This is a genomic window from Bradyrhizobium sp. AUGA SZCCT0105, assembly GCF_018129565.1.
In the GTDB taxonomy this organism is placed as follows: domain Bacteria; phylum Pseudomonadota; class Alphaproteobacteria; order Rhizobiales; family Xanthobacteraceae; genus Bradyrhizobium.
Map to the genome: position 1 here is coordinate 120,981 of NZ_JAFCMK010000005.1, position 23,026 is coordinate 144,006.

General features: G+C 65.0%; 27 protein-coding genes. 13 read left to right on the forward strand and 14 right to left on the reverse strand.

The window, feature by feature from the left end; genetic code table 11:
• Positions 1 to 53: 53 nt before the first annotated feature.
• Entirely contained in the window at positions 54 to 1,010 is a 957-nt protein-coding gene (locus JQ573_RS23600; protein ID WP_212316150.1) for a LysR family transcriptional regulator, read from the forward strand.
• Positions 1,011 to 1,028: 18 nt separating this feature from the next.
• On the opposite strand, the gene JQ573_RS23605 is transcribed toward JQ573_RS23600, so the two are convergent.
• Together JQ573_RS23605 and JQ573_RS23610 are read right to left on the reverse strand one after the other, a co-directional pair.
• Positions 1,029 to 1,970, reverse strand: a complete 942-nt coding sequence (locus JQ573_RS23605; RefSeq protein WP_212316149.1) for a DMT family transporter — start codon at positions 1,968 to 1,970, stop codon at positions 1,029 to 1,031.
• A 293-nt stretch (positions 1,971 to 2,263) separates the two neighbouring features.
• Positions 2,264 to 3,109, reverse strand: coding sequence for a metal-dependent phosphohydrolase (locus JQ573_RS23610; protein ID WP_212316147.1), 846 nt, complete (start codon positions 3,107 to 3,109; stop codon positions 2,264 to 2,266).
• Positions 3,110 to 3,242: 133 nt separating this feature from the next.
• Between JQ573_RS23610 and JQ573_RS23615 the strand changes: the two genes are divergently transcribed.
• A complete protein-coding gene (locus JQ573_RS23615) occupies positions 3,243 to 3,647 on the forward strand; it encodes a DUF1330 domain-containing protein (RefSeq protein ID WP_212316145.1) in 405 nt (134 codons plus the stop codon).
• Between the two features lie 136 nt (positions 3,648 to 3,783).
• Here JQ573_RS23615 and JQ573_RS23620 read toward each other — a convergent pair whose 3' ends face one another.
• Positions 3,784 to 4,401, reverse strand: coding sequence for a TetR/AcrR family transcriptional regulator (locus JQ573_RS23620; protein ID WP_212316143.1), 618 nt, complete (start codon positions 4,399 to 4,401; stop codon positions 3,784 to 3,786).
• Positions 4,402 to 4,475: 74 nt separating this feature from the next.
• On the opposite strand from JQ573_RS23620, the gene JQ573_RS23625 reads away from it, so the two are divergent.
• The gene (locus JQ573_RS23625; protein WP_212316141.1) at positions 4,476 to 4,880 is read left to right on the forward strand and encodes a hypothetical protein; all 405 of its coding nucleotides are present in this window, start codon (positions 4,476 to 4,478) and stop codon (positions 4,878 to 4,880) included.
• A 2-nt stretch (positions 4,881 to 4,882) separates the two neighbouring features.
• On the opposite strand, the gene JQ573_RS23630 is transcribed toward JQ573_RS23625, so the two are convergent.
• The 5 genes from JQ573_RS23630 to JQ573_RS23650 all read right to left on the reverse strand — a co-directional run bounded on the left by JQ573_RS23630 (position 4,883) and on the right by JQ573_RS23650 (position 9,884).
• A complete protein-coding gene (locus tag JQ573_RS23630; protein ID WP_212316140.1) occupies positions 4,883 to 6,037 on the reverse strand; it encodes an alpha-hydroxy acid oxidase in 1,155 nt (384 codons plus the stop codon).
• A gap of 107 nt (positions 6,038 to 6,144) precedes the next feature.
• Complete coding sequence (locus JQ573_RS23635) at positions 6,145 to 6,954, reverse strand: MlaD family protein (protein ID WP_212316138.1); 810 nt, start codon at positions 6,952 to 6,954, stop codon at positions 6,145 to 6,147.
• A 228-nt stretch (positions 6,955 to 7,182) separates the two neighbouring features.
• On the reverse strand, positions 7,183 to 8,109 hold the full coding sequence (locus JQ573_RS23640) for a DMT family transporter (protein ID WP_212316136.1): 927 nt from the start codon (positions 8,107 to 8,109) through the stop codon (positions 7,183 to 7,185).
• 270 nt (positions 8,110 to 8,379) lie between these two features.
• On the reverse strand, positions 8,380 to 8,766 hold the full coding sequence (locus JQ573_RS23645; RefSeq protein WP_212316134.1) for a hypothetical protein: 387 nt from the start codon (positions 8,764 to 8,766) through the stop codon (positions 8,380 to 8,382).
• A gap of 344 nt (positions 8,767 to 9,110) precedes the next feature.
• Complete coding sequence (locus tag JQ573_RS23650) at positions 9,111 to 9,884, reverse strand: LuxR family transcriptional regulator (RefSeq protein ID WP_212316132.1); 774 nt, start codon at positions 9,882 to 9,884, stop codon at positions 9,111 to 9,113.
• Positions 9,885 to 9,963: 79 nt separating this feature from the next.
• On the opposite strand from JQ573_RS23650, the gene JQ573_RS23655 reads away from it, so the two are divergent.
• Genes JQ573_RS23655 through JQ573_RS23665 form a run of 3 tightly spaced genes read left to right on the forward strand, consistent with a single transcriptional unit; the run spans position 9,964 to position 12,201 of the window.
• Complete coding sequence (locus tag JQ573_RS23655) at positions 9,964 to 10,620, forward strand: acyl-homoserine-lactone synthase (protein WP_212316130.1); 657 nt, start codon at positions 9,964 to 9,966, stop codon at positions 10,618 to 10,620.
• Positions 10,580 to 11,944, forward strand: a complete 1,365-nt coding sequence (locus tag JQ573_RS23660; RefSeq protein ID WP_249132209.1) for a cytochrome P450 — start codon at positions 10,580 to 10,582, stop codon at positions 11,942 to 11,944. Before JQ573_RS23655 ends, JQ573_RS23660 begins: the two co-directional genes overlap by 41 nt.
• Before the next feature lie 38 nt (positions 11,945 to 11,982).
• Positions 11,983 to 12,201 carry a hypothetical protein gene (locus JQ573_RS23665; RefSeq protein WP_092117320.1) on the forward strand — a complete coding sequence of 73 codons (219 nt, stop codon included), beginning with the start codon at positions 11,983 to 11,985 and terminating at the stop codon, positions 12,199 to 12,201.
• 89 nt (positions 12,202 to 12,290) lie between these two features.
• On the opposite strand, the gene ybaK is transcribed toward JQ573_RS23665, so the two are convergent.
• Positions 12,291 to 12,773 carry a Cys-tRNA(Pro) deacylase gene (ybaK, locus tag JQ573_RS23670; RefSeq protein ID WP_212316129.1) on the reverse strand — a complete coding sequence of 161 codons (483 nt, stop codon included), beginning with the start codon at positions 12,771 to 12,773 and terminating at the stop codon, positions 12,291 to 12,293.
• Between the two features lie 349 nt (positions 12,774 to 13,122).
• On the opposite strand from ybaK, the gene JQ573_RS23675 reads away from it, so the two are divergent.
• From JQ573_RS23675 to JQ573_RS23695, 5 genes are all read left to right on the forward strand, one after another.
• Positions 13,123 to 14,415 (forward strand): adenylosuccinate synthase, encoded by a 1,293-nt coding sequence (locus JQ573_RS23675; RefSeq protein ID WP_212316127.1) that lies wholly within the window; start codon positions 13,123 to 13,125, stop codon positions 14,413 to 14,415.
• Between the two features lie 35 nt (positions 14,416 to 14,450).
• Positions 14,451 to 16,034: a hypothetical protein gene (locus tag JQ573_RS23680; RefSeq protein WP_212316125.1), complete on the forward strand. Its 1,584-nt coding sequence runs from the start codon at positions 14,451 to 14,453 to the stop codon at positions 16,032 to 16,034.
• A gap of 187 nt (positions 16,035 to 16,221) precedes the next feature.
• Positions 16,222 to 16,656, forward strand: coding sequence for a DUF5413 family protein (locus JQ573_RS23685; protein ID WP_212316123.1), 435 nt, complete (start codon positions 16,222 to 16,224; stop codon positions 16,654 to 16,656).
• Between the two features lie 282 nt (positions 16,657 to 16,938).
• Entirely contained in the window at positions 16,939 to 18,561 is a 1,623-nt protein-coding gene (locus tag JQ573_RS23690) for an inorganic phosphate transporter (RefSeq protein ID WP_212316121.1), read from the forward strand.
• A 21-nt stretch (positions 18,562 to 18,582) separates the two neighbouring features.
• Positions 18,583 to 18,993 carry a Crp/Fnr family transcriptional regulator gene (locus JQ573_RS23695; RefSeq protein ID WP_212316119.1) on the forward strand — a complete coding sequence of 137 codons (411 nt, stop codon included), beginning with the start codon at positions 18,583 to 18,585 and terminating at the stop codon, positions 18,991 to 18,993.
• Between the two features lie 90 nt (positions 18,994 to 19,083).
• Here the strand turns inward: JQ573_RS23695 and JQ573_RS23700 are convergent, their stop codons facing one another.
• Together JQ573_RS23700 and JQ573_RS23705 are read right to left on the reverse strand one after the other, a co-directional pair.
• Positions 19,084 to 19,329, reverse strand: coding sequence for a GCG_CRPN prefix-to-repeats domain-containing protein (locus JQ573_RS23700; protein ID WP_212316117.1), 246 nt, complete (start codon positions 19,327 to 19,329; stop codon positions 19,084 to 19,086).
• Between the two features lie 79 nt (positions 19,330 to 19,408).
• On the reverse strand, positions 19,409 to 19,651 hold the full coding sequence (locus tag JQ573_RS23705) for a hypothetical protein (RefSeq protein WP_212316115.1): 243 nt from the start codon (positions 19,649 to 19,651) through the stop codon (positions 19,409 to 19,411).
• A 237-nt stretch (positions 19,652 to 19,888) separates the two neighbouring features.
• Here JQ573_RS23705 and JQ573_RS23710 point away from each other — a divergent pair, with 237 nt between their 5' ends.
• Positions 19,889 to 20,851: an AraC family transcriptional regulator gene (locus tag JQ573_RS23710; RefSeq protein ID WP_212316113.1), complete on the forward strand. Its 963-nt coding sequence runs from the start codon at positions 19,889 to 19,891 to the stop codon at positions 20,849 to 20,851.
• Positions 20,852 to 20,927: 76 nt separating this feature from the next.
• Positions 20,928 to 21,488, forward strand: a complete 561-nt coding sequence (locus JQ573_RS23715; protein ID WP_212316111.1) for a DUF4112 domain-containing protein — start codon at positions 20,928 to 20,930, stop codon at positions 21,486 to 21,488.
• A 165-nt stretch (positions 21,489 to 21,653) separates the two neighbouring features.
• On the opposite strand, the gene JQ573_RS23720 is transcribed toward JQ573_RS23715, so the two are convergent.
• From JQ573_RS23720 to JQ573_RS23730, 3 genes are all read right to left on the reverse strand, one after another.
• Positions 21,654 to 21,944, reverse strand: coding sequence for a hypothetical protein (locus JQ573_RS23720; protein WP_173640953.1), 291 nt, complete (start codon positions 21,942 to 21,944; stop codon positions 21,654 to 21,656).
• Positions 21,945 to 22,166: 222 nt separating this feature from the next.
• Positions 22,167 to 22,331, reverse strand: a complete 165-nt coding sequence (locus tag JQ573_RS23725) for a DUF3309 family protein (RefSeq protein ID WP_176533426.1) — start codon at positions 22,329 to 22,331, stop codon at positions 22,167 to 22,169.
• Between the two features lie 137 nt (positions 22,332 to 22,468).
• Positions 22,469 to 22,846: a hypothetical protein gene (locus JQ573_RS23730; RefSeq protein ID WP_212316109.1), complete on the reverse strand. Its 378-nt coding sequence runs from the start codon at positions 22,844 to 22,846 to the stop codon at positions 22,469 to 22,471.
• Between the last annotated feature and the right edge of the window lie 180 nt (positions 22,847 to 23,026).

The window sequence follows — 23,026 nt, forward strand, 5'->3', positions numbered from 1 at the left end:
GGCGGAGTGCTACGACTGGGCGGTCATCTCTTGGATGACTGAGAGGCATCGGCATGGACGAAGTTGACGGTCGGCTGGTTGGCGGCCTGGTGGTCCTCGCGGCGCTGGCGGATGCGCGCAGTTTTGGCCGGGCCGCCGCACGGCTCGGCATGACGCAATCCGGGGTCAGCAAGGCGATCGCCAAGCTCGAGGCGCGCCTCGATGCCAGGCTGGTTCACCGCACCAGCCGCGCCGTCGAGCTCACCGAGGAAGGACGCGCGCTGGTCGAACGGGTCGCCGCCCATCTGGCCGGGATCGGCGAGGCGGCGGCGGAGACCTCGAAATCGCGCGACGCGGTCCGCGGCAGGCTGCGGGTCAATGTCGACCCGCTGTTCTCCCGCATGGTGCTGTCGCCGAAGCTGAGCGAGTTCCTGCTGCAGAATCCAGGCATGGAGCTGCGCATCGAGACCCGCGACCGGATCGCGGATCTGGTCAGCGACGGTTTTGACCTGGCGGTGCGTTTCGGCGAGCCGGCGCCGTCGGCGCTGATTGCGCGCCGCGTCCTCGATGCGCGCGTGCTCACCGTGGCCTCGCCGAACTATCTCGAACGACATGGCCGGCCGCTTGATCCGCGGGAGCTGGCGAGCCGCGATCATCAGTGCATCCTGGCCATCGACGCGGCGACCGGGCGTCCTTTCGATTGGGAGTTTTGGCGCGGCGGCGAGGTCGTGCCGGTCGCGGTCAACGGGCGGCTCACCGTGACCGATTCAGGAACCAAGCTCGGCGCTTGCCTGGCCGGCTTCGGCATCGCGCAGGTGATTGATCTCGGCCTCGACGATCACCTGCGGAGCGGCGCGCTGATCGAGCTGTTTCCGGACTGGCCCGACGAGCGTTTTCCGCTCTACGTCTATTACGCCTCGCGTAGCCACGTGCCGGCCAAGGTGAGGCGGTTCATCGACTTCATCACGGAAACGCTGGCGGCAAAGCCACAATCGCCGCGCAAATCCGCCGGCTTGCGCAAGGCAGGCTAGCCGTATCCGCGGCGTCGGCTAACCCTTCGCGGATCCTTGCCGCGAAGCGATGATGACGCCGGCGAGCACCAGCGCGTAGCCGATCAGATGGTACGGTGCGAGCGTCTCGCCGAGCAGCAGGATCGCCATCGCCGAGCCGAACACCGGCACCAGATGGAAGAACGGCGCCGCGCGGTTCGGGCCGATCAATGCGACGCCGCGGTTGAAGAACAGATAGGCGAGCGTGGACGGGAAGATCAGCGTGTAGCCCAGCGTGGCAAAGGTCAGAACGTCGAGCTTCAGCGTCACGCCGTTTAAGAATTCCCAGACCGCCATCGGCAACAGCATCAGCGCACCGCAGCAGGTGGTGAACGAGATCAGCGAGAGCTGATGGATTTTCGGCCGCCGCGGGATCAGCGCCGAATAGAGTCCGAACGACACCAGCGAGGCGCCGAACATGATGTCACCGCGGTTGAAGCTGATGCTGGCGAGCGCCGAGAAATCGCCGCGCAGGATGATGGTCAGCACGCCGGCCAGCGAGATCGCGATGCCGGCAAGCTGCGCCGGCGTCAACCGGACGCCGAACAGGATCAGCGACCACAGCGCCACGAACAGCGGCCCCGCCGACTGGATCAAGAGCGCGTTCAACGCCTCGGTATATTGCATCGCCCAGTAGGAGATCGCGTTGTTGAACGCGAAGCCGACCGCGGACAACAGCAGCATCAGCGGCAGCGCCTTGCGCAGCTTCGGCCAGTCCTCCTTCAGATGCGGCCAGGCGAACGGCAGCAGGATCAGGAACACGCCGAACCAGCGGATCGTGGTCAGCGTGACCGGCGGCACATGGCTGCCGACATGCCGCGCCAGCACGATATTGGCGGCCCAGAACAGCGACGTCAGGCTCAGCAGCAGATAAGGCTGGTTGTTGAGCCAGTGCAGCGGCTGATAGCGCGGGGATGTGGCAGGTGCGGGCAAGGCGGTCATTATCGGGTGGATGTTGTGCCCGAATCCGCCGCCGCCACAAGACGAAAGAGCGGATTGGAGCCATGCGTGCGGGGGCTCAATCTGTCGCGGGAGCCACACCGATAAGGCGTCATCGCCCGCGGGGGATCCGAGTAACAGAACTGAATTCCGTCATCCTGAGGTGCGAGCCCCTTCGGCGAGCCTCGAAGGATGCACGGCCCGACTGTGGCCGATTCATCCTTCGAGGCTCGCTTCGCTCGCGCCTCAGGATGACGGGGATAGTTTCTTGCGTGCGGGCCTGCGCGGCCTTCGACCTATTTCTGCGGCCCCGACAGCGAGATGTCGCGCTCGGCGCGAAACACGTTGCCGTAGAGATTGGCGATCCATTGCCGTCCGCTGGAGGTGATGTTGAGGTGGCGGATCGCCTTCTGCACGTGCGGCGCGACGCTGTCCCAGTAGAAGCGCGGATAGAGGTCGACGAGGTCGGCCGGCGAATCGTAGCCGAGCTGGCGGTTCAGTCCGGCCTCCTCGAATTCGAGGTACAGCGCGTTGGCCTTGCGGATGTAATGGGGATCGCCGAGCTGGCCGATCAGGTCGGCGGCCCGCAGCAGGATGGCCTCCTCGCCGAATTCCTCATTCCCGTCCGGCGCGCTCTGTGGAAAGCGGGTGCCCTCGATGGCGCGCGCGATGCGCTCCTTGTCGAGCTGGGCGACGCCCTTGAGCCGCTCCATCACGAAGATCTTCGAACGGTCGACGTGATAGGACATCAGCGCCGCATCCGACGAGCCGCGCGGCAGGATCACCTTGCGGCCGTCGGCTGCGACCAGATAGCCGTCCTGGTCGTCGGCATCGAACAGCCCGCGCACATAGCCGATGTCATGGGTGAGGCAGGCGACGATGACATGCGCATAGTCCTCGGCGCTCATGTGCGAGTGCAGCGCGCGGCCGCGCAGGATGGCGTGGCCGGCCAGGGTCACCAGCATGGTGTGCTCGACATTGTGATACAGCGCGTCGCTGTTGCCGATGCATTCGATCGCGATCCGCGCGATCGACGGCACCATCTCGACCAGCTGGGTCTGCGAAGAGCCGAACCGGCGCTGCATGTATTCGCCGAGGAATTTGCCGAGCGCGTCGGCCGCAAGTTCGGGAAGGGTCATCACGGCATTGACCTCCGAGATCGGGTGACGAGCTTACGGCCTGCCGGCATTTCAGGGTAGTCCCGCGATGTGACATAATCGTTGCGGCCGGTCCGACCCGGCTAGGACTGATGCGACTTTGGGCGGGAGCTGGTGGATGGGTGTCGATCTCTTGAACGTCAAAGGCTTGGGCGAACTGGATCAAGAGGCTCCGGTCGTGATGGTCAATCTGATGCGATTTCGCCAGCGGTCGCTCGACGGCGACGGCTCGGGCTGGGATGCCTATCTGCGCTACAGCGCGCTCACCGTCCCCATGATCAAGGCACGCGGCGGCACGCTGCTCTGGACCGGCAGCGCCGAGACGGTCGCGCTGGGCGAGCCGGCCGGCCAGCGCTGGGATTACCTTGCGCTGGTCTATTACCCGAGCGTCGCGGCCTTCCTCGACATGATGACCTCGGCCGACTACGAGACCCGCTGCGACCCGCATCGCCGCAACGGCTGCGAGGAGCACGTCATCATCGCGACGCGCGAGGCCTACAGCAAGTTCAAGGTCGGCGAGTAGCAAGACGCACGTCGCTTGACTGAACCCGTGTACGCCAATCCATCTCCATCTCCGTCACCGCTTCTTCAGCGGCCCTCGAAGGGTCGACGGCCCGGCTGTGGCCGATTCATCCTTCGAGGCTCGCTGCGCTCGCGCCTCAGGATGACGGGTTTGAGAGCAGGCCCAACGCCGCGCGGCAGGCCGCCTGCACCACCCGGCAGACCTCATCCCGAGACCGCCCCGCGCTCAGCGAGGCGAAGGTCGGATAGCTTGTCAGCGCGAAGATCAGGTCGACGGCGTCCTTGCGGGCCTGCGGCGGCGCGCCCTTGCCCGCGATGCGGTCGATCAATGCGGTGACGCCGCGGCGGCGGCGTTCGTTGCGCTCGCGCACGGCTTCGGCGAACTCGGGATCGGTCGCCATCGCGTCGTGCAGGCGTCCGACCGCGGAATCGCGGCTCCAGAAGCCGCAGAAGATCTCGACCATGCGGTCGAGCGCGGCGCGCGGATCGGCCATCGCCATGGCGTCGGCGAGCTGATGCAGCCCGCCATGGCGCGCGATCTCGTCGAACACGGCTTCGAGCAGTCCGCGCCGCGAGCCGAACTGGTTATAGACCGTCAGCCGCGTCACGCCGGCGGCCTTTGCCACCGTATCCAGCGAGAAGCGCGCAATGCTCTCGCCTTCGCGCAGCGTGCGCGAGGCGGCCTCGATCACGCGCTCGCGGGTCTCGGCGGCGGCGGCGCTACGCGCCGGGCTCACATAACTGCGCGGCGGCATCCGTTGGCCTTGCTTTCGTCAGATTGACTATACATTATGTATATCTAATTTCCGATGCCCTTTGGAGCGAGATCATGCAGACCGTCCTCATCATAGCCCTGTCCCTTCACGTCCTGTCATCGGTGTTTTGGGCCGGCTCCAGCTTCACTTTGGCGCGTACCGGCGGCCTCGGTGGCGAGAAGCTGCTGGTCCCGCAAATCGGCGCGGCGACGGTTGCGATCCTGACCGGTGCCACGCTGTGGCGGCTGGTCCATGAAGGTTCGTTCGCGCTGTCGGAGCAGATCCTGGCAGGCGGCGCGCTGGCCGCGCTGGCCGCCATTGCCGTGCAGATCATCGTCGGCGGCGGCGCTATCCGGCAGCTGCGCAATGGCGCGGCCGAACCGTCAGCCGCACGTTCGCGGCTCGCGGTCGCCCAGCGCATCGCGGCCGGGCTGCTCGCGATCACCGCGCTCTGCATGGGCGCCGCGCGCTACGCCTGAGCTCAATATTTCCGCACCAGGTCCGCCGTGATCTCTTTCAGGCTGCGGATGCCGAGCAGCGCGAGGTCGCGGTCGATCTCGGCGTGCAGCAGTGAGATCGCGCGCGAGACGCCGGCTTCGCCTGCGACCACCGCGCCATAGAGGAACGGGCGGCCGATCCAGACGAAATCCGCACCGAGCGCGAGCGCCTTGATCACGTCGGTGCCGCGGCGGATGCCGCCGTCCATCATCACGGTCATGCTGCCCTTCTGCGCCGCGATCTCCGGCAGGGTGCGCAAGCCCGAGACGGTATGGTCGAGCTGGCGGCCGCCATGGTTGGAGACCATCACGCCATCGCAGCCATGCTCGCGCGCCAGCCGCGCATCCTCCGGCGAGATCAGCCCCTTGATCACGAGCTTGCCGCGCCAGCGCTTGCGGATCAGCTCGACGTGTTTCCAGGCAAGCTGATCGCGGCTGCCGATGTTGCGCATCAAATTCTTGGACAGCACCGGCGGGCCCCGCTTGGCGTCCATGTTCTCGAAATGTGGCATGCCGTGATTGAACACGGTGCGTGCCCAGGTGTTCAGCAGCCAGTCCGGATGGGTGATGGTGTCCCAGAACACAAGCGGCGTGATCTCGAGCGGCACCTGGAAGCCGTTGCGGATGTTGTTCTCGCGGTTGGGCGGCACCGGCACGTCGGCGGTGACGACGAAGGTGTCGTAGCCGGCCGCCGCGACGCGATCGACCAGCGGCTCGATGCGTTCGTCGAGCCCGGCGAGATAGGCCTGGTACCAGGCCTGCTGATTGGCGGCGCGGACGTCCTCCAGCGTGATCAGCGAGGAGGCCGAGAGGATCATCGGGACGTTGGCCGCGGCCGCGGCCCGCGCCAGCACGATGTCGCCGCGATAGGCGCACAGCGCGGACGAGCCCATCGGCGGAATCCCGAACGGCGAGGCGTAGGTCTTGCCGAACAGCGTCGTGGTCTGGTCGCGGCCGGAGACGTCCTTCAGCACCCGCGGCACGAAGCCGTATTCGTCGAAGGCCCGGCGATTGTCTGACCGTGCCGCGTCGGTCTCGGCGCCGCCGGAGATGTAGCCGTAGAGGAATTTCGGCAGCAGCCGCCGCGCCTGGGGTTCGAAATCGTCGAGCGTGAGATAGCGCCGCAAATGCCGGGGCACGGCGCTCGCCGCGCGGTTGACGGTTGCGGGAGGCGGGGAAGGGGCTGCGGTCCGGTCGTGCACGTCGAGTGTTTCCGTTGTTCTTGGTTCTTGGGTGGAACGCGAGGCTAGCGCCTGCCACCGCGCCCGACAATTTTTTCGTTGAACTTGTTGACGGACTGGCTGACGTCGCTGAGCGTCCTGCGGGTTTCGGCGATCATGGCGCCGGATTTCTTGTCAAAACTCTGGATCAGCTCGCGCAACGAGATCACGGTCGGCAGCAGCTCGCCGCCATATTTGTCGCTGCCGAAGCTCTTCAGGAACTTGTCGGCGGACGTCAACTTGCTGTCGACCGCGTCGACGCCGTCCTCGGCGGCATCGATGAAGCCCGCGATCAGCTCGCCATTGCCGGACAGCGAGTTGGTGAAGTTCTCGAGCCCGAGCAGCGAGTCCTTGATGTCGGCCTCGTTCTCGGTGATGACGCGGTCGACATTGCGCAGGGCGACCCGCAGTTTCTCCTGGATGCCCATCGTGCCTTCGGCGTCGGCGGTCAGCTCGGGAATGCCGTCGGCGCCGAGCGGCGGCGGCGGCGCATCGTCGGTGCCGCCGGTGAAGGAGATCGAGGCGATCCCGGTGAGGCCCTGGAATTCGAGGCCGACCTGGGTGTCCTTCTTGATCGGGGCGTTGCCCTCGATCCGCGTCATCGCGACCACGCGGTGACGGTCGAGCCTGATCGAGACCACCTCGCCGATCCGCACGCCGGCGAAGTTGACGCTGCCGCCGCGGCGCAGGCCCGACGCCGAGCCCTCGAACACGACGCGGAACGGCACCATCCGCTTGATGCCGGCATAGCGCTGATAGCCCAGCCAGCCGCCGAGCGAGCCGGCGATCAAAGCCAGCGTCAGGGTGCCGATCACTAGATTGCTGGCGCGCGCCATGCGTTGGGGACCTGTCCGCGAAGCAGACCTCAAGAGATAGCGGATTTGCCGCCGATAGTCACCGCGCCTCTTCTTTCACCTCGCCCCGCTTTGGGAGAGGTCGGATCGCATCGAAGATGCGATCCGGGTGAGGGGGAGTCTCCGCGAGTACGTCTGGTAGTGCCGCCGCTGAACGAGCCCCTCACCCCAACCCTCTCCCCGCGAAGAGCGGGGAGAGGGAGTGGAGAGTCATGCGCTCTGCCTCCGCGACGCCGCGAAGACGCCGGCCAGCACCAGCGCGAAGCCGATGAAATGGAAGGCCTGCGGATGCTCGCCGATGAACACGATCGACATGATGGTGCCGAACACCGGAACCATGTGGAAGAACGGCGCGGCGCGGTTGGCGCCGATCAGCTGCACACCGCGGTTGAAGCACAGATAGGCCACCGTCGAGGGGAATACCGCGACATAGAACAGCGACAGCAGATTGCTGGTGGTGAGCTGCATCACCGGACGCGTGCCGAGTTCCCAGATCAGGAACGGGATCAGGAACAGCGCGCCGCAGCCGAAGGTGAAGGCCGCGACCGACAGGCCATGGATCTTGGGCCGCTTCAGGGTCAGCACCGAGTACAGCGCGAAGATCACCAGCGCGGCGATGAAGATCAGGTCGCCCTTGTTGAACTCGATCTTCGACAGCGTCGTGAGATCGCCGTGCAGCAGGATCACCAGCACGCCGGCGAGCGACAGCAAGACGCCGCAGAGCTGCGCCAGCGTCAGCCGCGCGCCGAGCAGGATCAGCGACCACAGCGCGACCATCAGCGGCACGGAGGATTGCAGCAGCAGCGTGTTGAGCGCCTGGGTGTGCTCGAGCGCCCAGTATTGCAGCGTGTTGAAGGCGCTGATGCCGGTCATCGACAGCAGCATCATGATGCCGAGATTCTTGCGGATGGCAGGCCAGTCGCTGGCGAGGTGCTTCCAGGCAAACGGCAGGATGATCAGGAACGCCACGAACCAGCGCAGGAACGACAGCGTCACCGGCGGAATATGGCCGGCGGCGAGCCGGCCGACGATCGCATTGCCGGCCCAGCACATCGCGGTGATGCAGAGCAGCAGATATGGCTGGTTGGCGATCCAGGAGCCGGACGCAGGCGATGTGGTGGAATCGGTGGCAGACATGCGAAAGGCCCGGGTTCACGACGCCGCGGCCCGCCTGCCCGGCCGTCGCCGGGCCGGTATGGATCGCCCCGGCACCCGTCACAGACACGGATTCCGCCATTCTATCAATGGTGATCGACGCATCGCGACCATGCGCGAAGGCCCCCTTACGGAAGGCGCGATGGCGCTTTGCCGGGCCGCTCAGCGGCGGCAGCACGCGCCGCTCGGTACGGCTTCTTACTTGAGCATCCTCTTCCCGGAAAACCGCCTCGCACCTTTCCGGATCACGCTCTAGCCGGTCTCCGATGGCGTGGTCTGGCGCTTGACGATCTGCTCGGCAAGCTCGATCAGGATCCGCTTGGTGTCGGGGTCCTTGACGTCGCGGAACACCCGCAGCATGCGCAGCTCGAGCAAGGATTGCAGCGATTCCGAGGCATGGCCGCCGTGTGTCTGCGTCGGGGTGGCGGGCCGGCGATTGAGGATGTCGGCGGCGACCCCGAGCATCTCGGCGACGGTCGCCAGGCGGCCGGTATCGATCTTGACGGTGCCGTCGACGCCGTTCTTTTGCAGGGAGGCGCCCGCGCACAGGATCTCGGCGAGATCTGCCTGCGACAGCCCGATTGCGCGCCAGCGCGCCTGCACCAGTTGATCGATCTGGTCGTCCTGCGATGTGCTCATGGTGCGCCTGGGCGATCTCCAGCTACGTCCGTCGACAGCATGTCCGCGACGATGATTGGTAGCAAATGGAACGGCGGTTCGTCGCGACGGGACTTCTACGGATTACCCGGATCGACAATCGGTCCCGGCGACCTGCAGGACGATCCGTGTTTTCACGACAGCCAAGCAGTCGCGCCGTGTGGGCACTGCAATACGCACCCATGGTCTGAGATCCCTGTCATCGGGCCGCAGCCTTAATTATGCAGCCTTAATATCAAGATCGTACGCGAATGCAATCTGGGGGCGATCATTGAGGCAAATCCAACCCGGATGTGTGACCTTGCTACAGTTCGCGGCGTTGCCGCTTACAGGTCGATGATTCCGAGCGCGATGCTCTTCGCCACCCCGTGCGTCTTGTTGGAGGCCTCGAGCTTGCGCAGCGCCTGCTTGATGAAGCCTTCAACCGTCTCCGGCGAAATACCGAGGATCTGCGCGGTGTCGGCCACGGTCTTGCCGCGCGCCGCCCAGGCGATCACTTCCTTCTCCCGTGCCGTGAGCTTGATGGTCTCGGCGGCGTCGGCGGGCTTCAGGATGGTCGGCGCGTTGCGCTGGTCGCGGTTGACGATGTCCATCGCCCGCTGCACCCAGTAGATCATCAACAGATGCAGTTCATGGCGATGGCAGACGAACAGTCTGTCGAAGTCGCGCGGCTGGTCTTCCCAGAAGAACACCGTCGAGCTCGAATGCACGGCGCCGAGCCGGTCGCGATAATGGAACGGCACCACGAAGCCGTCCTTGAATCCGAACTCGCGCGCGGCATCCATCGTCTTGGCCTCGGGCGCCCGCTTGTGTCCGCTGCGCTCCGGCAGCTTCAGGCTGCTCCAGCTGAACGGCGTGTTGGTGCGTCGCGACCGCGCCAGCGCCGGGTCGGCATGGACGAACTCGTTCTGCACATACGCCCGCTTCCAGGCGTCGGGAAAGGTGCCGATGTGATAGGGCAGATCAAGGTCGGGCCGGCCGGCATCGACAAAGGCGAAGCCGGAGAAGCCGTAGTTCTGGATGACACGGTGCAATGACGAGCTGAGCTCGTCGATGGTATCCGACGCCTCGATGGTTGAAATCGCGTCTACCAGGCCCATTGACTAAAACCCCCGGTTTCCGGGGGTACCACATTTGGCCCCTTTCGTTCCAGATGTTCCGCATTTGGAGGAAAGGATAATGCCGCATTCATTGGACGGATATCATGCACTCATCACCAGGGAAGAGCTTGATCCGGCGCATGTCGGGGCGATGTTGCGGCTGCGCAAGCGGCTGTTCGTCGACCATTGCGGCTGGCTTCTGAGCACGACCGGCGACGTCGAACGCGATCAGTTCGACAGCTGGTATACCGAGCACTGCCTGTTGTTCGCAGGCGCCGAGCTGGTCGGTGGCTTCCGGGCGATCCGCACCGACTATCCCTATCTGACCAAGTCGGTGTTCCCGCAGCTTGCGGTGCGCCGCTTTCCGAGCCGCCGCGACGCCTGGGAAATCAGCCGTTTCGGCGTGCTGCCTGGTGTCGCGAGGTCGCGGACGGCACGCGTCAACTACGCGCTGATGTTCCGCTTCGCCGAGCTGCGCGGGGCGGCGGCGCTCGTGGCGCTCGCCGACCTTTCCTATGAGCGCTTTCTCACCCGCATGGAGATCCGCACCCGCCGCTACGGCCCGCCGCAGGTGATCGGCAATGATCGCATGGGCCGCCCGCTGACGGCGCTCGCCGGAGAAATCCCGCTTGGTCTCGCCGACAATCCCGGCCTGACCAAATTCCTCGACCTTGGACGGCAATTGGAGATTCACGATGCCTCACATGTTCTCGGACGTTCGAGCATTCCAGCGTGACCCGCTGCGTCTGTTGCTGACGCGCGGCAACGAGGCCGAGCTGGGGCTCGTGCCCCTGCGGCTCGGTCCTGCGCCGGTCTTTCTGGTGAACGATCCCGATCTGCTGCGCCCGATCCTCAAGGCGCCGGAGACCGACATCGGAAAGGGCAAGCTGATCAAGAAGCTGACGCCGGTGCTCGGCCGCAGCTCGCTGATGCTGAGCGGCGAGGAGCACAAGCGGCGCCGGACGGTGCTGCAGAAGCACATGGCCAAGGGCAGCGTCGAGAAATTCCTGCCGCATATGTGCGCCGAAATCCGCGCGGTCGGCGCCAGCCTGGCGCGGCTCGGATCGTTCGATCCGCACCATGTCACCGCGATGCTGGCGCTCCGGACCATCTGCGTCGCGATCTTCGGCTCCCAGGTGATGTCGTCTGGCGACGAGGAAGCGCTGGTTCAGGCCGTCGGCGTGATCGAGGACGATCTGGCCGAGGAGATGTTCCGCGCGTTGCCGTTCGGTCCGGTGGCTTGGTACCGGCGCCGGCAGAACCGGGTCTGCGCCAAGCTTGCGATGTCGACGGTGGTGCAACGCCTGCGCCGCAAGGCGGGCTCGAGCAGCGCGCTGCGCGATCTCGAGGCGCTCGGCCTGAGCGATCGCGATCTCGAGGACGAGATCCTGACACTGCTGCTGGCCGGCCATCACACCACCGGTTCGACTGCGGCGTGGATGTTCTACCAGATGGCCGCCGATCCTGCTCTGATGGACGACATTGCCGACGAGGCGGCGGAGTGCCTTGGCGACGATGGCGAACTCCGGCTTGATGCGGTGAAACGCGCCAATCTGAGCGCGACGTTTGTCAAGGAGGTCTGCCGGCTCTATCCCAGCGCCTGGTGGTTCTCGCGCGAGGTGATGCAGCCGGTGACGATCGGCGGGCGCGACCTCAAGGTCGGCACCTCGCTGTTGATCTGTCCCTGGCAATTGCAGCGCGATCCCAGGCATTTCGAGGATCCCGACCGCTTCATGATGACGCGGCGCTACAACACCGACGCCTACATCCCGTTCGGCGCCGGCCCGCGCGCCTGCGCCGGGATGGGGGTTGCGATGCTCGAGTTGCAATTGCTCGCGCTCGAGATCGCCGCGGCCTATCGCTTCACCGCCGTCAGCCCGAATCCGGCGCCCTGGCCGAAAGCCTCGGTGACGCTGATTCCGCCGCCGATGACGATCGACATCGAAGTCCGCGAGCTGCCATCGCGCATCCTGCATCTCGGCGAGGAAGCCGAGCGGCTGCCATACATTTCATCCGCCAGCGCGGCGTCCATCAGCACATTACAATCGGTATCCCAATGACAACACACATCACGACGGCCAGCATCGGGCAGAGGGCCATGGATCAAGTGCAAATGCGCAGCTTGCGCGACGTCATCGCTGTCTTGATCGAGCAGCGCAGCATCGTGACGGCGGCCGGCGCGACCTTCGCCGCACATCTGCTCGACCTCGCGATCATGCAGCTCAGGCTCAACGTCAACGATATTTCGGCGGAGGAATTGTCCGGCCTGTCCGACTACGTCGGCGCGGAGTTCAACAGGGACAAGCCCTCGCATTGATCGCGCGAAGTGGGCACCGGTTCGCGTGAAGCAAACGCGTCAAAACAAGAGTCGAGAGCTTCGATTCTGATTCAATCGGAACCGAAGCTCTAGTCCTGCGTCGCCACCAGCGCCTTCATCGTGGCGCCGGCGGCAAGCGCGGCGTCGTTCGGATCGATCTCGATCTGCAGGCCGCGCTGGCCGCCATTGACGAACACGGTGACATGGGTGAGCGCGGTCTCGTCGATCGCGGTCGGCACCTTCTTTTTCTGGCCGAACGGGCTGATGCCGCCGACATGATAGCCGGTCAGCCGCTCGGCATCGGCCGGGCGCATCATCCTGGCCGACTTGCCGCCGAGGGCTGCGGCAAGCTTCTTCATGCTGACCTCGCAGTCGGACGGCACCACGGCGCAGACCGGCTTGCCGTCGACCTCCGCCATCAGCGTCTTGAGCATGCGGTTCGGGTCGACGCCGAGCGCCTCCGCCGCCTGCAGCCCGATGCTCTCGGCGCTGGAATCGTAGACATAGGTGTGGAGCCTGAAGGCAATGCCTAGCTTGCGCAGCGCAATCGTCGCTTGTGTCGAATTGGGCATGGTCCGGGCCGGTTGATACGGGCGAATGATCGCCGCAATGGGCCCGGCGATCAATCGGCCGTACGGCCAGCGTCAGGCCACCCCAACATTAAATTCCCGCCAGTCCGGCGCGGCCGGGCGCGGCATGGAATTTTCAGGGGATATCAAAGGCTTGTCGCCCCTCTAAAAGGAGCAAACGACCCCCTTCTTGCTTGCGCAGCCGACCCGCTTCCTTTATCCGGTAGGCGCCTTGCGTGCGCGCGGCCGGGCGCCGCGGTTTGGGCTGGGCATATCATGCATGGTCGCTGTGGGCGGACGCGTTTTCGCCGCGATCATGGTCTCTGAAACACCTGAAGGGAACATCTTCGCAATGGCCAATGTTGTCGTCGTCGGCGCCCAATGGGGTGACGAGGGGAAGGGCAAGATCGTCGACTGGCTGTCGGAACAGGCCGACATCGTCGTGCGCTTCCAGGGCGGCCACAATGCCGGCCATACGCTCGTGATCAATGGCGAGACCTACAAGCTGGCGCTGCTGCCCTCCGGCGTGCTGCGCCCGAACAAGCTCGCGGTGATCGGCAACGGCGTGGTGTTCGATCCGCAGGCCTTCCTCGACGAGGTCGCCAAGCTGAAGGGGCAGGGCGTTGCGGTCGGACCGGACAATCTGCGGATCGCCGAGAACGTCACGCTGATCCTGCCGCTGCATCGCGAGCTCGACTCGCTGCGCGAATCCTCCAACGCCGTCACCTCGATCGGCACCACCCGCCGCGGCATCGGCCCGGCCTATGAGGACAAGGTCGGCCGTAGAGCCATCCGCCTGATGGATCTCGCCGATCTCGATACCCTGCCGCACAAGATCGAACGCCTGCTGGCGCACCACAATGCGCTGCGCCGCGGCAACAATCTGGAGGAGATCGACGGCAAAGGCATCCTCGCCGAACTGACGGCGTTCGCACCGAAACTGCTGCCCTATGCCGAGACGGTGTGGCGGCTGCTGGATATCAAGCGCCGCGAGGGCAAGCGCATCCTGTTCGAGGGCGCGCAGGGCGCGCTGCTCGACGTCGACCACGGCACCTATCCCTATGTGACATCGTCCAATACGGTGGCGGCACAGGCCGCGACCGGCACCGGCATGGGTCCGGGCGCCGTCGGCTATGTGCTCGGCATCTGCAAGGCCTACACCACCCGGGTCGGCCAGGGTCCGTTCCCGACCGAGCTGAACGACGAGATCGGCGAGGAAATCGGCCGCCGCGGCAAGGAATTCGGCGTCAACACCGGGCGCAAGCGCCGGGTCGGCTGGTTCGACGCGATGCTGGTGCGGCAGACCGTCCGCACCTGCGGAATTGCCGGACTGGCGCTGACCAAGCTCGATATTCTCGACGGGTTCGACAGCATCAAGGTCTGCATCGGCTACATGCTCGACGGCAAGGAAATCGACCACCTGCCGGCAGGCGAGGGCGCGCAGGCCCGCATCGAGCCTATCTATGAGATCATCGAGGGCTGGAAGCAGCCGACCGCCCATGCGCGGTCCTGGGCGGACCTGCCGGCCCAGGCCATCAAGTATGTCCGCCGGGTCGAGGAGCTGGTGGGGTGCCCGGTCACCCTGCTTTCCACTAGTCCGGAACGTGAAGATACTATTCTGGTACAGAATCCGTTCGAGGCTTAACGGGATATTACCTATATCCCACCAATTGTGTGGAAATGGCTGACTACTACCCGCTGATCGCCCGTGCCATCGCCGGACTGGACCCCAACGCCCCCGGCGAAGCCCGCCGTGCGCTGTATGCGCGGGCGCGGACGGCGTTGATCCAGCAGCTCCGCGGCGTGCAGCCGCCGCTCTCCGAATCCGAGATCACCCGCGAGCGGCTGTCGCTGGAAGAGGCGGTGCGCAAGGTCGAGTCCGAGGCCGCGCAGCGCGCCCGCGAGGCCTCGCGCCCCGGCGGCGGGGCAGCCCGCAGCAGCGACCCGCTGCGCCGGGCCAATCCAAGGCCGCCGGAGGCAAGTGCAAGGCCGCCCGAGGCCAATTCCGCCGACAATGCCGCGCGCCCGCGGCCGCCGGCCGAACCGCGCCCGCCGCGCAATTTGCGCCCCGATGCGCCGCCGCCGGCCCCGCCGCGGCCGCAGAACCCGCAGGCCCCTGCTGGCCCCGATACCCAGGCGCCGCAGGCCCGGCCGGCTGCGCCGCGCCGGGGCCCCGAAGGCGCGCAGCCCCCGACGCCGCCGGCCGCCCCGGGCGTGCGCGGCTTCCGCGACATCACCGCCGACGCCGACGATCTCGGCCGTGCCGCGGCGCAAGCCAGCCGCAACGCGCGCAAGACCTACGCCAACGTGCCGTCGCCCTCGCCGGAATTCGACCGGCTCGAGCCGAGCCTCGAAAATCGCGGCGGCGATCCTGAGGCGCCGTATTCCTACGACGAGTCGATCGAGGAGGCGGAGCGCTACGCCCCGCAGCCGCCCCAGGCGCCGCCGCCGCCACGCTCGCGGGTCAGCAATGCCGAGCGCGAGCCGAAGCGGCCGCGTGTCGGTTCGATGTTCCCGTTCAAGACCGCGATCGCGATCGGCATCCTGCTGATCCTGGTCGGCACCGGCTTTCTGTTCCACCAGCAGGCCGCTACCCTTGTCAGCAGCCTGTTCAAATCCTCGGCCCCCGTCGAGGCGCCGAAGGACGCCACGGCGACGCCTTCGAGCAAGAAGATCACCGACCGCGTCGGCCAGCCGTCGTCGTCCGGCGAGCCGGTCGCCCCGGTAGCGCAGCGCGTGGTGCTCTATGACGAGGACCCGTCGGATCCGAAGGGCAAGCAATATGTCGGTTCGGTGGTCTGGCGCACCGAGCAGGTCAAGGGATCGGGCAACCAGAAGCCCGACATCGCCGTGCGCGCTGACATCGACATCCCCGATCGCAAGTTCAAGATGACGATGTCGTTCCGCCGCAACACCGATTCATCGCTGCCGGCGAGCCATACCGCGGAATTGACCTTCATCCTGCCGCAGGACTTCGCCAATGGCGGCGTCGGCAACGTGCCGGGCATCCTGATGAAGTCCAACGAGCAGGCGCGCGGCACGCCGCTGGCCGGGCTCGCGGTCAAGGTCACCGACGGCTTCTTCCTGGTCGGCCTCTCCAATGTCGACGCCGACCGTTCGCGCAATCTGCAGCTCTTGAAGGAGCGCTCCTGGTTCGACGTGCCGCTGGTCTACACCAACCAGCGCCGTGCCATCATCGCGATCGAAAAGGGCGCCCCCGGCGAGCGCGCCTTCAACGACGCCTTCGCGGCGTGGGGTGAGTAACAGCTTCAGCGCTCACCTCGGTCCTCACGATCTCATCGCCCGGCTGAGTCCGGGCGATTCCGTATCGCAGCGAACTGTTGCAGCGCATCGACGCGATGATCCCGGAACATTACCGGGCGCTTTCGAATTTCCCTAGAACCGTCGCGTGACTGCGTTACACTCGCCTGATGTCGGGCAGGGGCACGCCATGAAACGCTATCTGATCTTCGCAGCCATCGGGCCGTTCATCGGCGGCTTCCTGCTGCTGCTCATGACCACCTATCAGTCCGGCTACTGGACCGAGACCAATGGCGGCGAAGTGGCGAAGCTGTTCGTCGTGTTCGTGAAGTCGCTGCAATACAATTATCTGTTCGGCATCGTGCCGTCGCTGATGTTCGGCGCGATCGACGACATCCTGATGCATATGCGGCGGATCACACCGACGGTGCGGATGCTGATCGTAGGTCTCGTGGCGTTCGTCGGCGCGGCGCTGACCTACGCCTCGCACGGCTCCGAAAGCGGCGCCGTGCAGTTCATCCTCTACGGGCTGGTCGGCTTCATCCCGGGCGTGATCACGTCCTGGCTGGCGCACAAATATGCCGAAGAGCAGCACGTGCCGGCACAGCCGGCGTCCCAGCATTAGGGCATGTACGCATTGCCTCGGGAAAACAGAAGTCGCCGGCTTTGACATGCTCGGCGATTTCTGACGGGGCGGCACATTGAGCGCATCGCAGCCGGACAGGTGGTCATGCCAACGCATGGCGAGCAGCCGGTCGCGCAATTATAGTAATTTTGTCAATGTATTAGACGTCGGCTGAAAGCCGGGGGCATTGCCCTTCATGGAACTGTCATATGGGCGTCATGTAAACGTAGTCCCAATGTCACATGGCCGCTTTTGTCCTCCCGCGGCCGTGAGGGCGATCATATGAGCGATGTAGCGTTACCTGGTTCGATTGAGCCCGCGCGGCGCCGCGGCCCCGATCTCGAGAAGGGCTTTCATCCTCTTACCGGCATCATCTATCTCGGCGTGATCGGAGCCGCGCTGCTGTTCGTGGCCTACAGCATCTACGCGGACGTCGGCGCGACGGGCGCGGGCAAGACCTCTTATGCGGCGTTCCTGCTGCTGTTCGTGGCGCTGTTGATCTCGCTCGGCTTCGAATTCGTCAACGGCTTTCACGACACGGCGAACGCCGTCGCGACCGTAATCTACACGCGCTCGATGCCGGCCCACATTGCCGTGGTCTGGTCGGGCCTCTTCAATCTGATCGGCGTCCTGCTCTCCAGCGGTGCCGTTGCCTTCGGCATCGTCTCGTTGTTGCCGGTCGAACTGATCCTTCAGGTCGGCAGCAGTGCCGGCTTCGCCATGGTGTTTGCGCTGCTGATCGCCGCCATCATCTGGAACGTGGGCACCTGGTATTTCGGATTGCCCGCCTCGAGTTCGCACACCCTGATCGGATCGATCATGGGCGTGGGGATCGCGAATGCGCTGATGCATGGACGGGAGGGGACGTCCGGCGTGGATTGGTCGCAGGCCGTCAACACCGGCAAGGCGCTGCTGCTGTCGCCGCTGTTCGGATTTGCGCTCGCTGCCATCCTGCTCTACGGGCTGAAAACCGCGCTGTTGCGCGCAACGCCGGCGCTGTTCGGCGAGCCGAAAGGCGATCAGCCGCCGCCGTGGTGGATCCGCGGCATCCTGATCCTGACCTGTACCATGGTCAGCTTCTTTCACGGGTCGAACGACGGTCAAAAGGGCATGGGTCTCATCATGCTCATCTTGATCGGCGTGGTCCCGACCGCTTACGCACTCAACCGCGCGATGCCTGCGAGCCAGATCGCGGCATTCACCGCGAATTCGGCGGCGGCGAGCAAGGCGATCGAGGATAGGGGAGCCGATCGCAAGGTGACGGGCAATCCGCGTCCGGCGGTGACGAACTACATCGCGCTTCGACAACTCACCGACGATACCTATCCGTCACTCGCCGTTCTCGTCGGCGAAATCAGCGACCAGGTCATTCAGTATGGTTCGCTGGCGAAATTCCCGGCCGAGACCGTCGGCAACACGCGTAACGACATGTATCTGGTATCGGAGGCGCTGCGCTCGCTCATGAAGAGCAGCGACAGCGGGCTGAACGATGCCGATGTCGCGACGCTCAATCGCTACAAGGGCTCGCTGGATGCCGCGACCAAATTCATCCCGTCCTGGGTGAAGATCGCGGTCGCCATCGCGCTCGGCCTCGGCACGATGGTCGGCTGGAAGCGGATCGTCGTGACGGTGGGTGAAAAGATCGGCAAGACCCATCTGACCTATGCGCAGGGCGCCTGCGCCGAGATCACGGCGGCGGCGACCATCGCCGCGGCAGACGGATACGGCTTGCCGGTGTCGACGACGCATGTGCTGTCATCCGGCATCGCAGGCACCATGACCGCAAACGGGTCCGGCCTGCAATGGTCGACAATCCGCAACATCGCCATGGCCTGGGTTCTGACCTTGCCGGTGGCGATGCTGATCTCTGGCATTCTCTACTTCGTGTTCGCGCATTTGTTTTAGCCGGAGCAGCAAGACAACCGGATGCAAGAGATCTGCATCCGGGTTCGGGGAAAGGAATCTCGAGTGGCAGATGCAAGCTTCAGCCTTCTGACGGGCAACGATATCGAAACCCGCCTGGTCCGAGCCGGTGGCATTATTTTTCGCGAGGGCGAGGAGGCCAACGAGCTGTTCGTGATCAAGAGCGGCTATGTGCGCATTCAGGTCGGCAACAAGACCATAACGGACCTGCCGGCCGACACGATCTTTGGCGAAATGGCATTGATCGACAACGAGCCGAGGAGTGCGACCGCCACGGCGCTCACCGATGTCGAGCTCGTCCCGGTCTCGGAAAAGCAGTTTCTCTTCCTCGTCAGCCAGACGCCGCATTTCGCGCTGAAGGTGATGAGGACGCTGGCCCAGCGGCTCAGAACCATGAACAAGGGCGTCTTCTAGAGCGTTTTCGAGCGAAGTGGATCGAACGCAAAAGCGGCGGACGTTTCCGTCCGCCGCCGGCGTGATGAAAAGGCCTGGGTGCCGAAATGCTCAGGTGCCGTTGGCGCGGCAGCGGCCGCCCGGGCCGAGATACCAGCCGCGCGGACAGGCGTGCATCCACGGCCGCGCGTAGTTGCGGCGGCAGCCGCCATAGGGACCGCGATGCCAGCCGCCGCCACAGCCGCCGGCGACCGCGATGACATCGGGATTCTCGGTGGGCGTAACGGGCGCGAGCGGCATGGCGCCGGCGCTGCCGAGCGAGGCGAGAAGGAAGGCGGCCGCAATCAATCTGGTCATGAGTGTCGTCCTCTGCTGATGTCAAAAGTCATTCGTTGATCTCTTCAAAAATTCGCTGCGCGCTTCTCCAATTCGTGCGCTAGCCGCCGCCAGCGAACGCGATGCCGGCACGCACCTCGCCCATCGCCTGATCGATCAGGCCGAGCGCACGCTCTCGGTGGCCGCCCTTGTTCGGCGTCGCCCTGGTGAGCTCGGCGCGCGCCGATTGCAGCATCGCAAGGCTCTCGTCCATGTGCGGCTGGGCGCCGATCGCGTAGCCGATCCCCATGCTGGTGGTGATCGCAACCCCGAGCAGCACCTTGCGGATCGCGGAAGTCTTCATCTCTTGGTCTCCTCTGGCTGGCCCGCTTGTGTGCGGGGGCTCACTTTGAGTGGTCTTTGCCGGCTGCGAGCCGGTGCCATCGGTAAGCCCCCGGCGGCAGGCGCGTCTTGGACTGGGAAGCGCCGGAGGATTCCGGACTTGGACTGTCCGGCGCTGTGCACAGGGCCGGTGGCTTTCACCTTCCGTTCATCTCGTGGTGGCCAGACTGCCGGCCAGCACCTTGGTCCCGTCCTTCCGATGTCCGTCATCAAAAAAAGGCTGTCGACCGACATGCTGCCGCCCGGTCTGGGTGAGCGGCAGCGCTACATGTTCTTCGCCGAACTGTTCGAGCATTTCTCCAACACCGGCGAGCTCGACCCGTCACCGGCGGTGCCGTTTCGCGCGACGATGAACTCGATCCATATCGGCACCACCCTGCTCGGCCGTTGCAACGGCAGCTTCACCACCGTGCGGCGCGAGCGGCGCCAGGTGCTGGCGACCAATGACGACCGTTACTGCCTGGCGCGCAACACCGGCGACCGCGCCTCGACCGTGACGCATCGCGGGCGCGAATTCCAGATGCGGCCGGGCGCGATGGTGCTGCTCAAGCTCGACGAGCCGTTCTTCACCGCCGACGGCGCCCACCACAAGCGCTTCACCAACGTCCATCTGCCGATGGCGACCTTGCGATCCATGGTCACCGGGGTCGACGACCTGGTCGGCCGCGAGCTCGCGCCGGGCGGCGCGCTGTCGCTGGCGATGGACTATAGCGACCTGCTGCTGCAATCGCCCGATGCCGTCGATGAGGCCGGCTTCGCCATCGCGGCGCATCTGTTGGATCTCGCAGCCCTCGGCCTCGGCGCCCGCGGCGATCTTGCGGCCGCAGCACAACGCCGCGGGCTTCGCGCGGTCAGGCTGAAGTCGCTGCTGATGATCCTCGCCAAGCGCTTCACCGAGCCGGATTTCTCCGCGCACAAGCTCGCCGCCGCGACCGGCCTGTCGGAGCGCTACGTCAACGAGCTGCTCTACGAGGCGGGCGCGAGCTTCACCATGCGGTTGACCGAATTGCGGCTGACGAAAGCTGCCGAGATGCTGGTCCATGACGCCGAGCGGCGGATCAGCGACATCGCCTTCGATTGCGGGTTCAACGATCTGTCCTACTTCAACCGCTGCTTCCGCCGCCGCTTCGGTCTGACGCCATCGGCGGCGCGGGGCACGTGATGCGGCTTGAACGGCCTTGAATGTGACACAGTGGTAATGTGACGCAACTTGAACCACCTGCCTGCGTTACCATGTGATGGCCATGCCCGAGGACGACATTTTCTCTCCCCACGCCACGCGATCGCGGCCGCCTTTCGGCGGGGCGCAGGCGCGCGGCAAGATCATCGATCAGGACGGGCGCGAGCTCGGCGATGGCCCGCTGCATCCGCAGTTCCAAGGTTTTCAGGGAGCCTTTCAGGAAGGCCTCCGCTTCGACTTCCGCAACTCCACCGCCAACCCGTTCGGCAATCTGACGCGCGAGGAGCGGCTCGCGCGGCTGGAGATGATCGCAAAGCTGCTCGACGTCGCCTTCGTCGTTCCGGGCACCAATGTCCGCTACGGCATCGACGGGTTGATTGGCCTGATCCCGGTGATCGGCGATCTCATCACCACCGCGATCTCGCTGTGGCTGGTGCGTGAAGCCCGTCTGTTGGGCGCGCCCTGGCACATCACCGCGCGGATGCTTGCCAATGTCGCGGTCGACGGCGTGGTCGGCATGGTGCCGGTGGCGGGCGATGCCTTCGACGTCATGTTCCGCGCCAATATCCGCAATGTGCGGATGCTGCGGCGCTGGCTCGACAAGCAGCCGAGACTCTAGAGCCGATTCCGTTCCGATTGAATCGGAACGGGGCTCCCGATTGTTGTTTTGACGCGTTTTCTTCACGCGAACCGGTATCCACTTCGCTCGAAAACGCTCTAACCCCCAAAACAAAAGCCCCCGGATCGGTCCGAGGGCTTTTCGTTGGGCGACGAGCAGAAAGCTTTATGCGGCGTCCGCGTCGGTCTGGGCCGGCTCAGTGCGCGGACGGCGCGGCAGCGGGAAGCCTTCGCTCTCATACAGCGAACGGATGCCGTTCTGGTCGAAACGGGCTTCCTCGACCTGGAGATAGGCGCCGTTCAGCGAATCCGCTGGCAGCTGCTCCATCGCGAACTGCACGGCCTCGGCAGCAGTGCCGAAACGGCGGTAGGCAAAGCCGGCCCGCTTCTTCTTGCGGATCGCGGCAGGGAACAGTTCGGCGGACGTGTTATAGTTGAACGGACGCAGGGGACGCATGGTCGACGACCTCTTGTGTTCTTGGCATAGAGCGGCGAAAGGGATTTTGGGGGACGGCGGCCTATAATCGGCGGCGCGCCGTACATGTCATTTCGATCCCTAATATAGGCCTCTTTGACAAAAATGCGACCCCAGAAGCGCCCCCGGCAGGGCACATGCCGAATCCGCGCATGGCACGCGGTCAATCAAAATAACTCCATCAATTTCAATGGCTTACAGCCATTAAATCTTGTCGAGCAAGGCCAGGATCACGACCACGATCAAAATCACCCCAAAAAGGCCCATTCCGGAGTGGCCGAGACCATAGCCATAGCCGCGGATGCGGCCGCTATAGCCGCCCAGCAGGATAATCAGCAGGAGGATGATGAGGATCAGTCCAAGCGACATGGCGCCCTCCTCAGAACAGGCGGCAGCCGCACGGCGAGACGCCTACGGCCCCGCGAATTCGGAGCAAAGCACATTCCGGGGCGCGAGTCGTTAAGGCCGCCGGCCGATCACGAGGATGTTGTTGGGCGCCGGGGCGGCTATTTCTTGCTCTCGTCGATCGGGAGCACCTTCAGCGGGGTCGGGTAGGGCTCGACCCGCAGCGAGTCGCTGGCGATCAGGCCGATCTTGTGCAGCGGCGCCTGTTCGAGCTCGCCGGAAGCGGATTTGTGCACGGCATATTGCCAGACGCTCATCGAGCCCTTGGCGACCAGCATCTTGGCGATGCCGCCGGCATTCTGGCCCTCGACCTGCGCGAGGTCGGCGTCCGTCAGGCCGATGACGATTTCGTCCTTGGAGGTGATGACCTTGAACAGCGAGATCTTGTCGGCGGCGAACGCCGGAAGGCCCACGGCGCTGCCGATGATGAGACTGGCAAGACCGACACCAAACAAAAGCTTTGTTGGAATTAGTGACATCAAAATTTCCTTTTGTTTACGCGCGCGGACGGACGGCCGGGCCAAACAAAACCCCGCGCGACCGGTTTTTGGTCGCGCGGGGCGGATCAAACGTTCGATGGGAGAGCGGGATATTTGCCAAATCCACCGTCGTCATTGCCGGGCTCGACCCGGCAATCCATCGTGACGAAAGACTCATTG

Bases quoted from the DNA above. Each gene is read 5' to 3' on its own strand.
- JQ573_RS23675 (WP_212316127.1), top strand. From the start codon at position 13,123: ATGGCCAATGTTGTCGTCGTCGGCGCCCAATGGGGTGACGAGGGGAAG.
- JQ573_RS23695 (WP_212316119.1), top strand. From the start codon at position 18,583: ATGCAAGAGATCTGCATCCGGGTTCGGGGAAAGGAATCTCGAGTGGCA.
- ybaK (WP_212316129.1), bottom strand. From the start codon at position 12,773: ATGCCCAATTCGACACAAGCGACGATTGCGCTGCGCAAGCTAGGCATT.
- JQ573_RS23685 (WP_212316123.1), top strand. From the start codon at position 16,222: ATGAAACGCTATCTGATCTTCGCAGCCATCGGGCCGTTCATCGGCGGC.
- JQ573_RS23680 (WP_212316125.1), top strand. From the start codon at position 14,451: ATGGCTGACTACTACCCGCTGATCGCCCGTGCCATCGCCGGACTGGAC.
- JQ573_RS23710 (WP_212316113.1), top strand. From the start codon at position 19,889: ATGTCCGTCATCAAAAAAAGGCTGTCGACCGACATGCTGCCGCCCGGT.
- JQ573_RS23620 (WP_212316143.1), bottom strand. From the start codon at position 4,401: ATGCCGCCGCGCAGTTATGTGAGCCCGGCGCGTAGCGCCGCCGCCGCC.
- JQ573_RS23600 (WP_212316150.1), top strand. From the start codon at position 54: ATGGACGAAGTTGACGGTCGGCTGGTTGGCGGCCTGGTGGTCCTCGCG.
- JQ573_RS23700 (WP_212316117.1), bottom strand. From the start codon at position 19,329: ATGACCAGATTGATTGCGGCCGCCTTCCTTCTCGCCTCGCTCGGCAGC.
- JQ573_RS23690 (WP_212316121.1), top strand. From the start codon at position 16,939: ATGAGCGATGTAGCGTTACCTGGTTCGATTGAGCCCGCGCGGCGCCGC.
- JQ573_RS23725 (WP_176533426.1), bottom strand. From the start codon at position 22,331: ATGTCGCTTGGACTGATCCTCATCATCCTCCTGCTGATTATCCTGCTG.
- JQ573_RS23615 (WP_212316145.1), top strand. From the start codon at position 3,243: ATGGGTGTCGATCTCTTGAACGTCAAAGGCTTGGGCGAACTGGATCAA.
- JQ573_RS23655 (WP_212316130.1), top strand. From the start codon at position 9,964: ATGCCGCATTCATTGGACGGATATCATGCACTCATCACCAGGGAAGAG.
- JQ573_RS23715 (WP_212316111.1), top strand. From the start codon at position 20,928: ATGGCCATGCCCGAGGACGACATTTTCTCTCCCCACGCCACGCGATCG.
- JQ573_RS23645 (WP_212316134.1), bottom strand. From the start codon at position 8,766: ATGAGCACATCGCAGGACGACCAGATCGATCAACTGGTGCAGGCGCGC.
- JQ573_RS23665 (WP_092117320.1), top strand. From the start codon at position 11,983: ATGGATCAAGTGCAAATGCGCAGCTTGCGCGACGTCATCGCTGTCTTG.
- JQ573_RS23720 (WP_173640953.1), bottom strand. From the start codon at position 21,944: ATGCGTCCCCTGCGTCCGTTCAACTATAACACGTCCGCCGAACTGTTC.
- JQ573_RS23650 (WP_212316132.1), bottom strand. From the start codon at position 9,884: ATGGGCCTGGTAGACGCGATTTCAACCATCGAGGCGTCGGATACCATC.
- JQ573_RS23640 (WP_212316136.1), bottom strand. From the start codon at position 8,109: ATGTCTGCCACCGATTCCACCACATCGCCTGCGTCCGGCTCCTGGATC.
- JQ573_RS23625 (WP_212316141.1), top strand. From the start codon at position 4,476: ATGCAGACCGTCCTCATCATAGCCCTGTCCCTTCACGTCCTGTCATCG.
- JQ573_RS23730 (WP_212316109.1), bottom strand. From the start codon at position 22,846: ATGTCACTAATTCCAACAAAGCTTTTGTTTGGTGTCGGTCTTGCCAGT.
- JQ573_RS23635 (WP_212316138.1), bottom strand. From the start codon at position 6,954: ATGGCGCGCGCCAGCAATCTAGTGATCGGCACCCTGACGCTGGCTTTG.
- JQ573_RS23660 (WP_249132209.1), top strand. From the start codon at position 10,580: ATGCCTCACATGTTCTCGGACGTTCGAGCATTCCAGCGTGACCCGCTG.
- JQ573_RS23605 (WP_212316149.1), bottom strand. From the start codon at position 1,970: ATGACCGCCTTGCCCGCACCTGCCACATCCCCGCGCTATCAGCCGCTG.
- JQ573_RS23705 (WP_212316115.1), bottom strand. From the start codon at position 19,651: ATGAAGACTTCCGCGATCCGCAAGGTGCTGCTCGGGGTTGCGATCACC.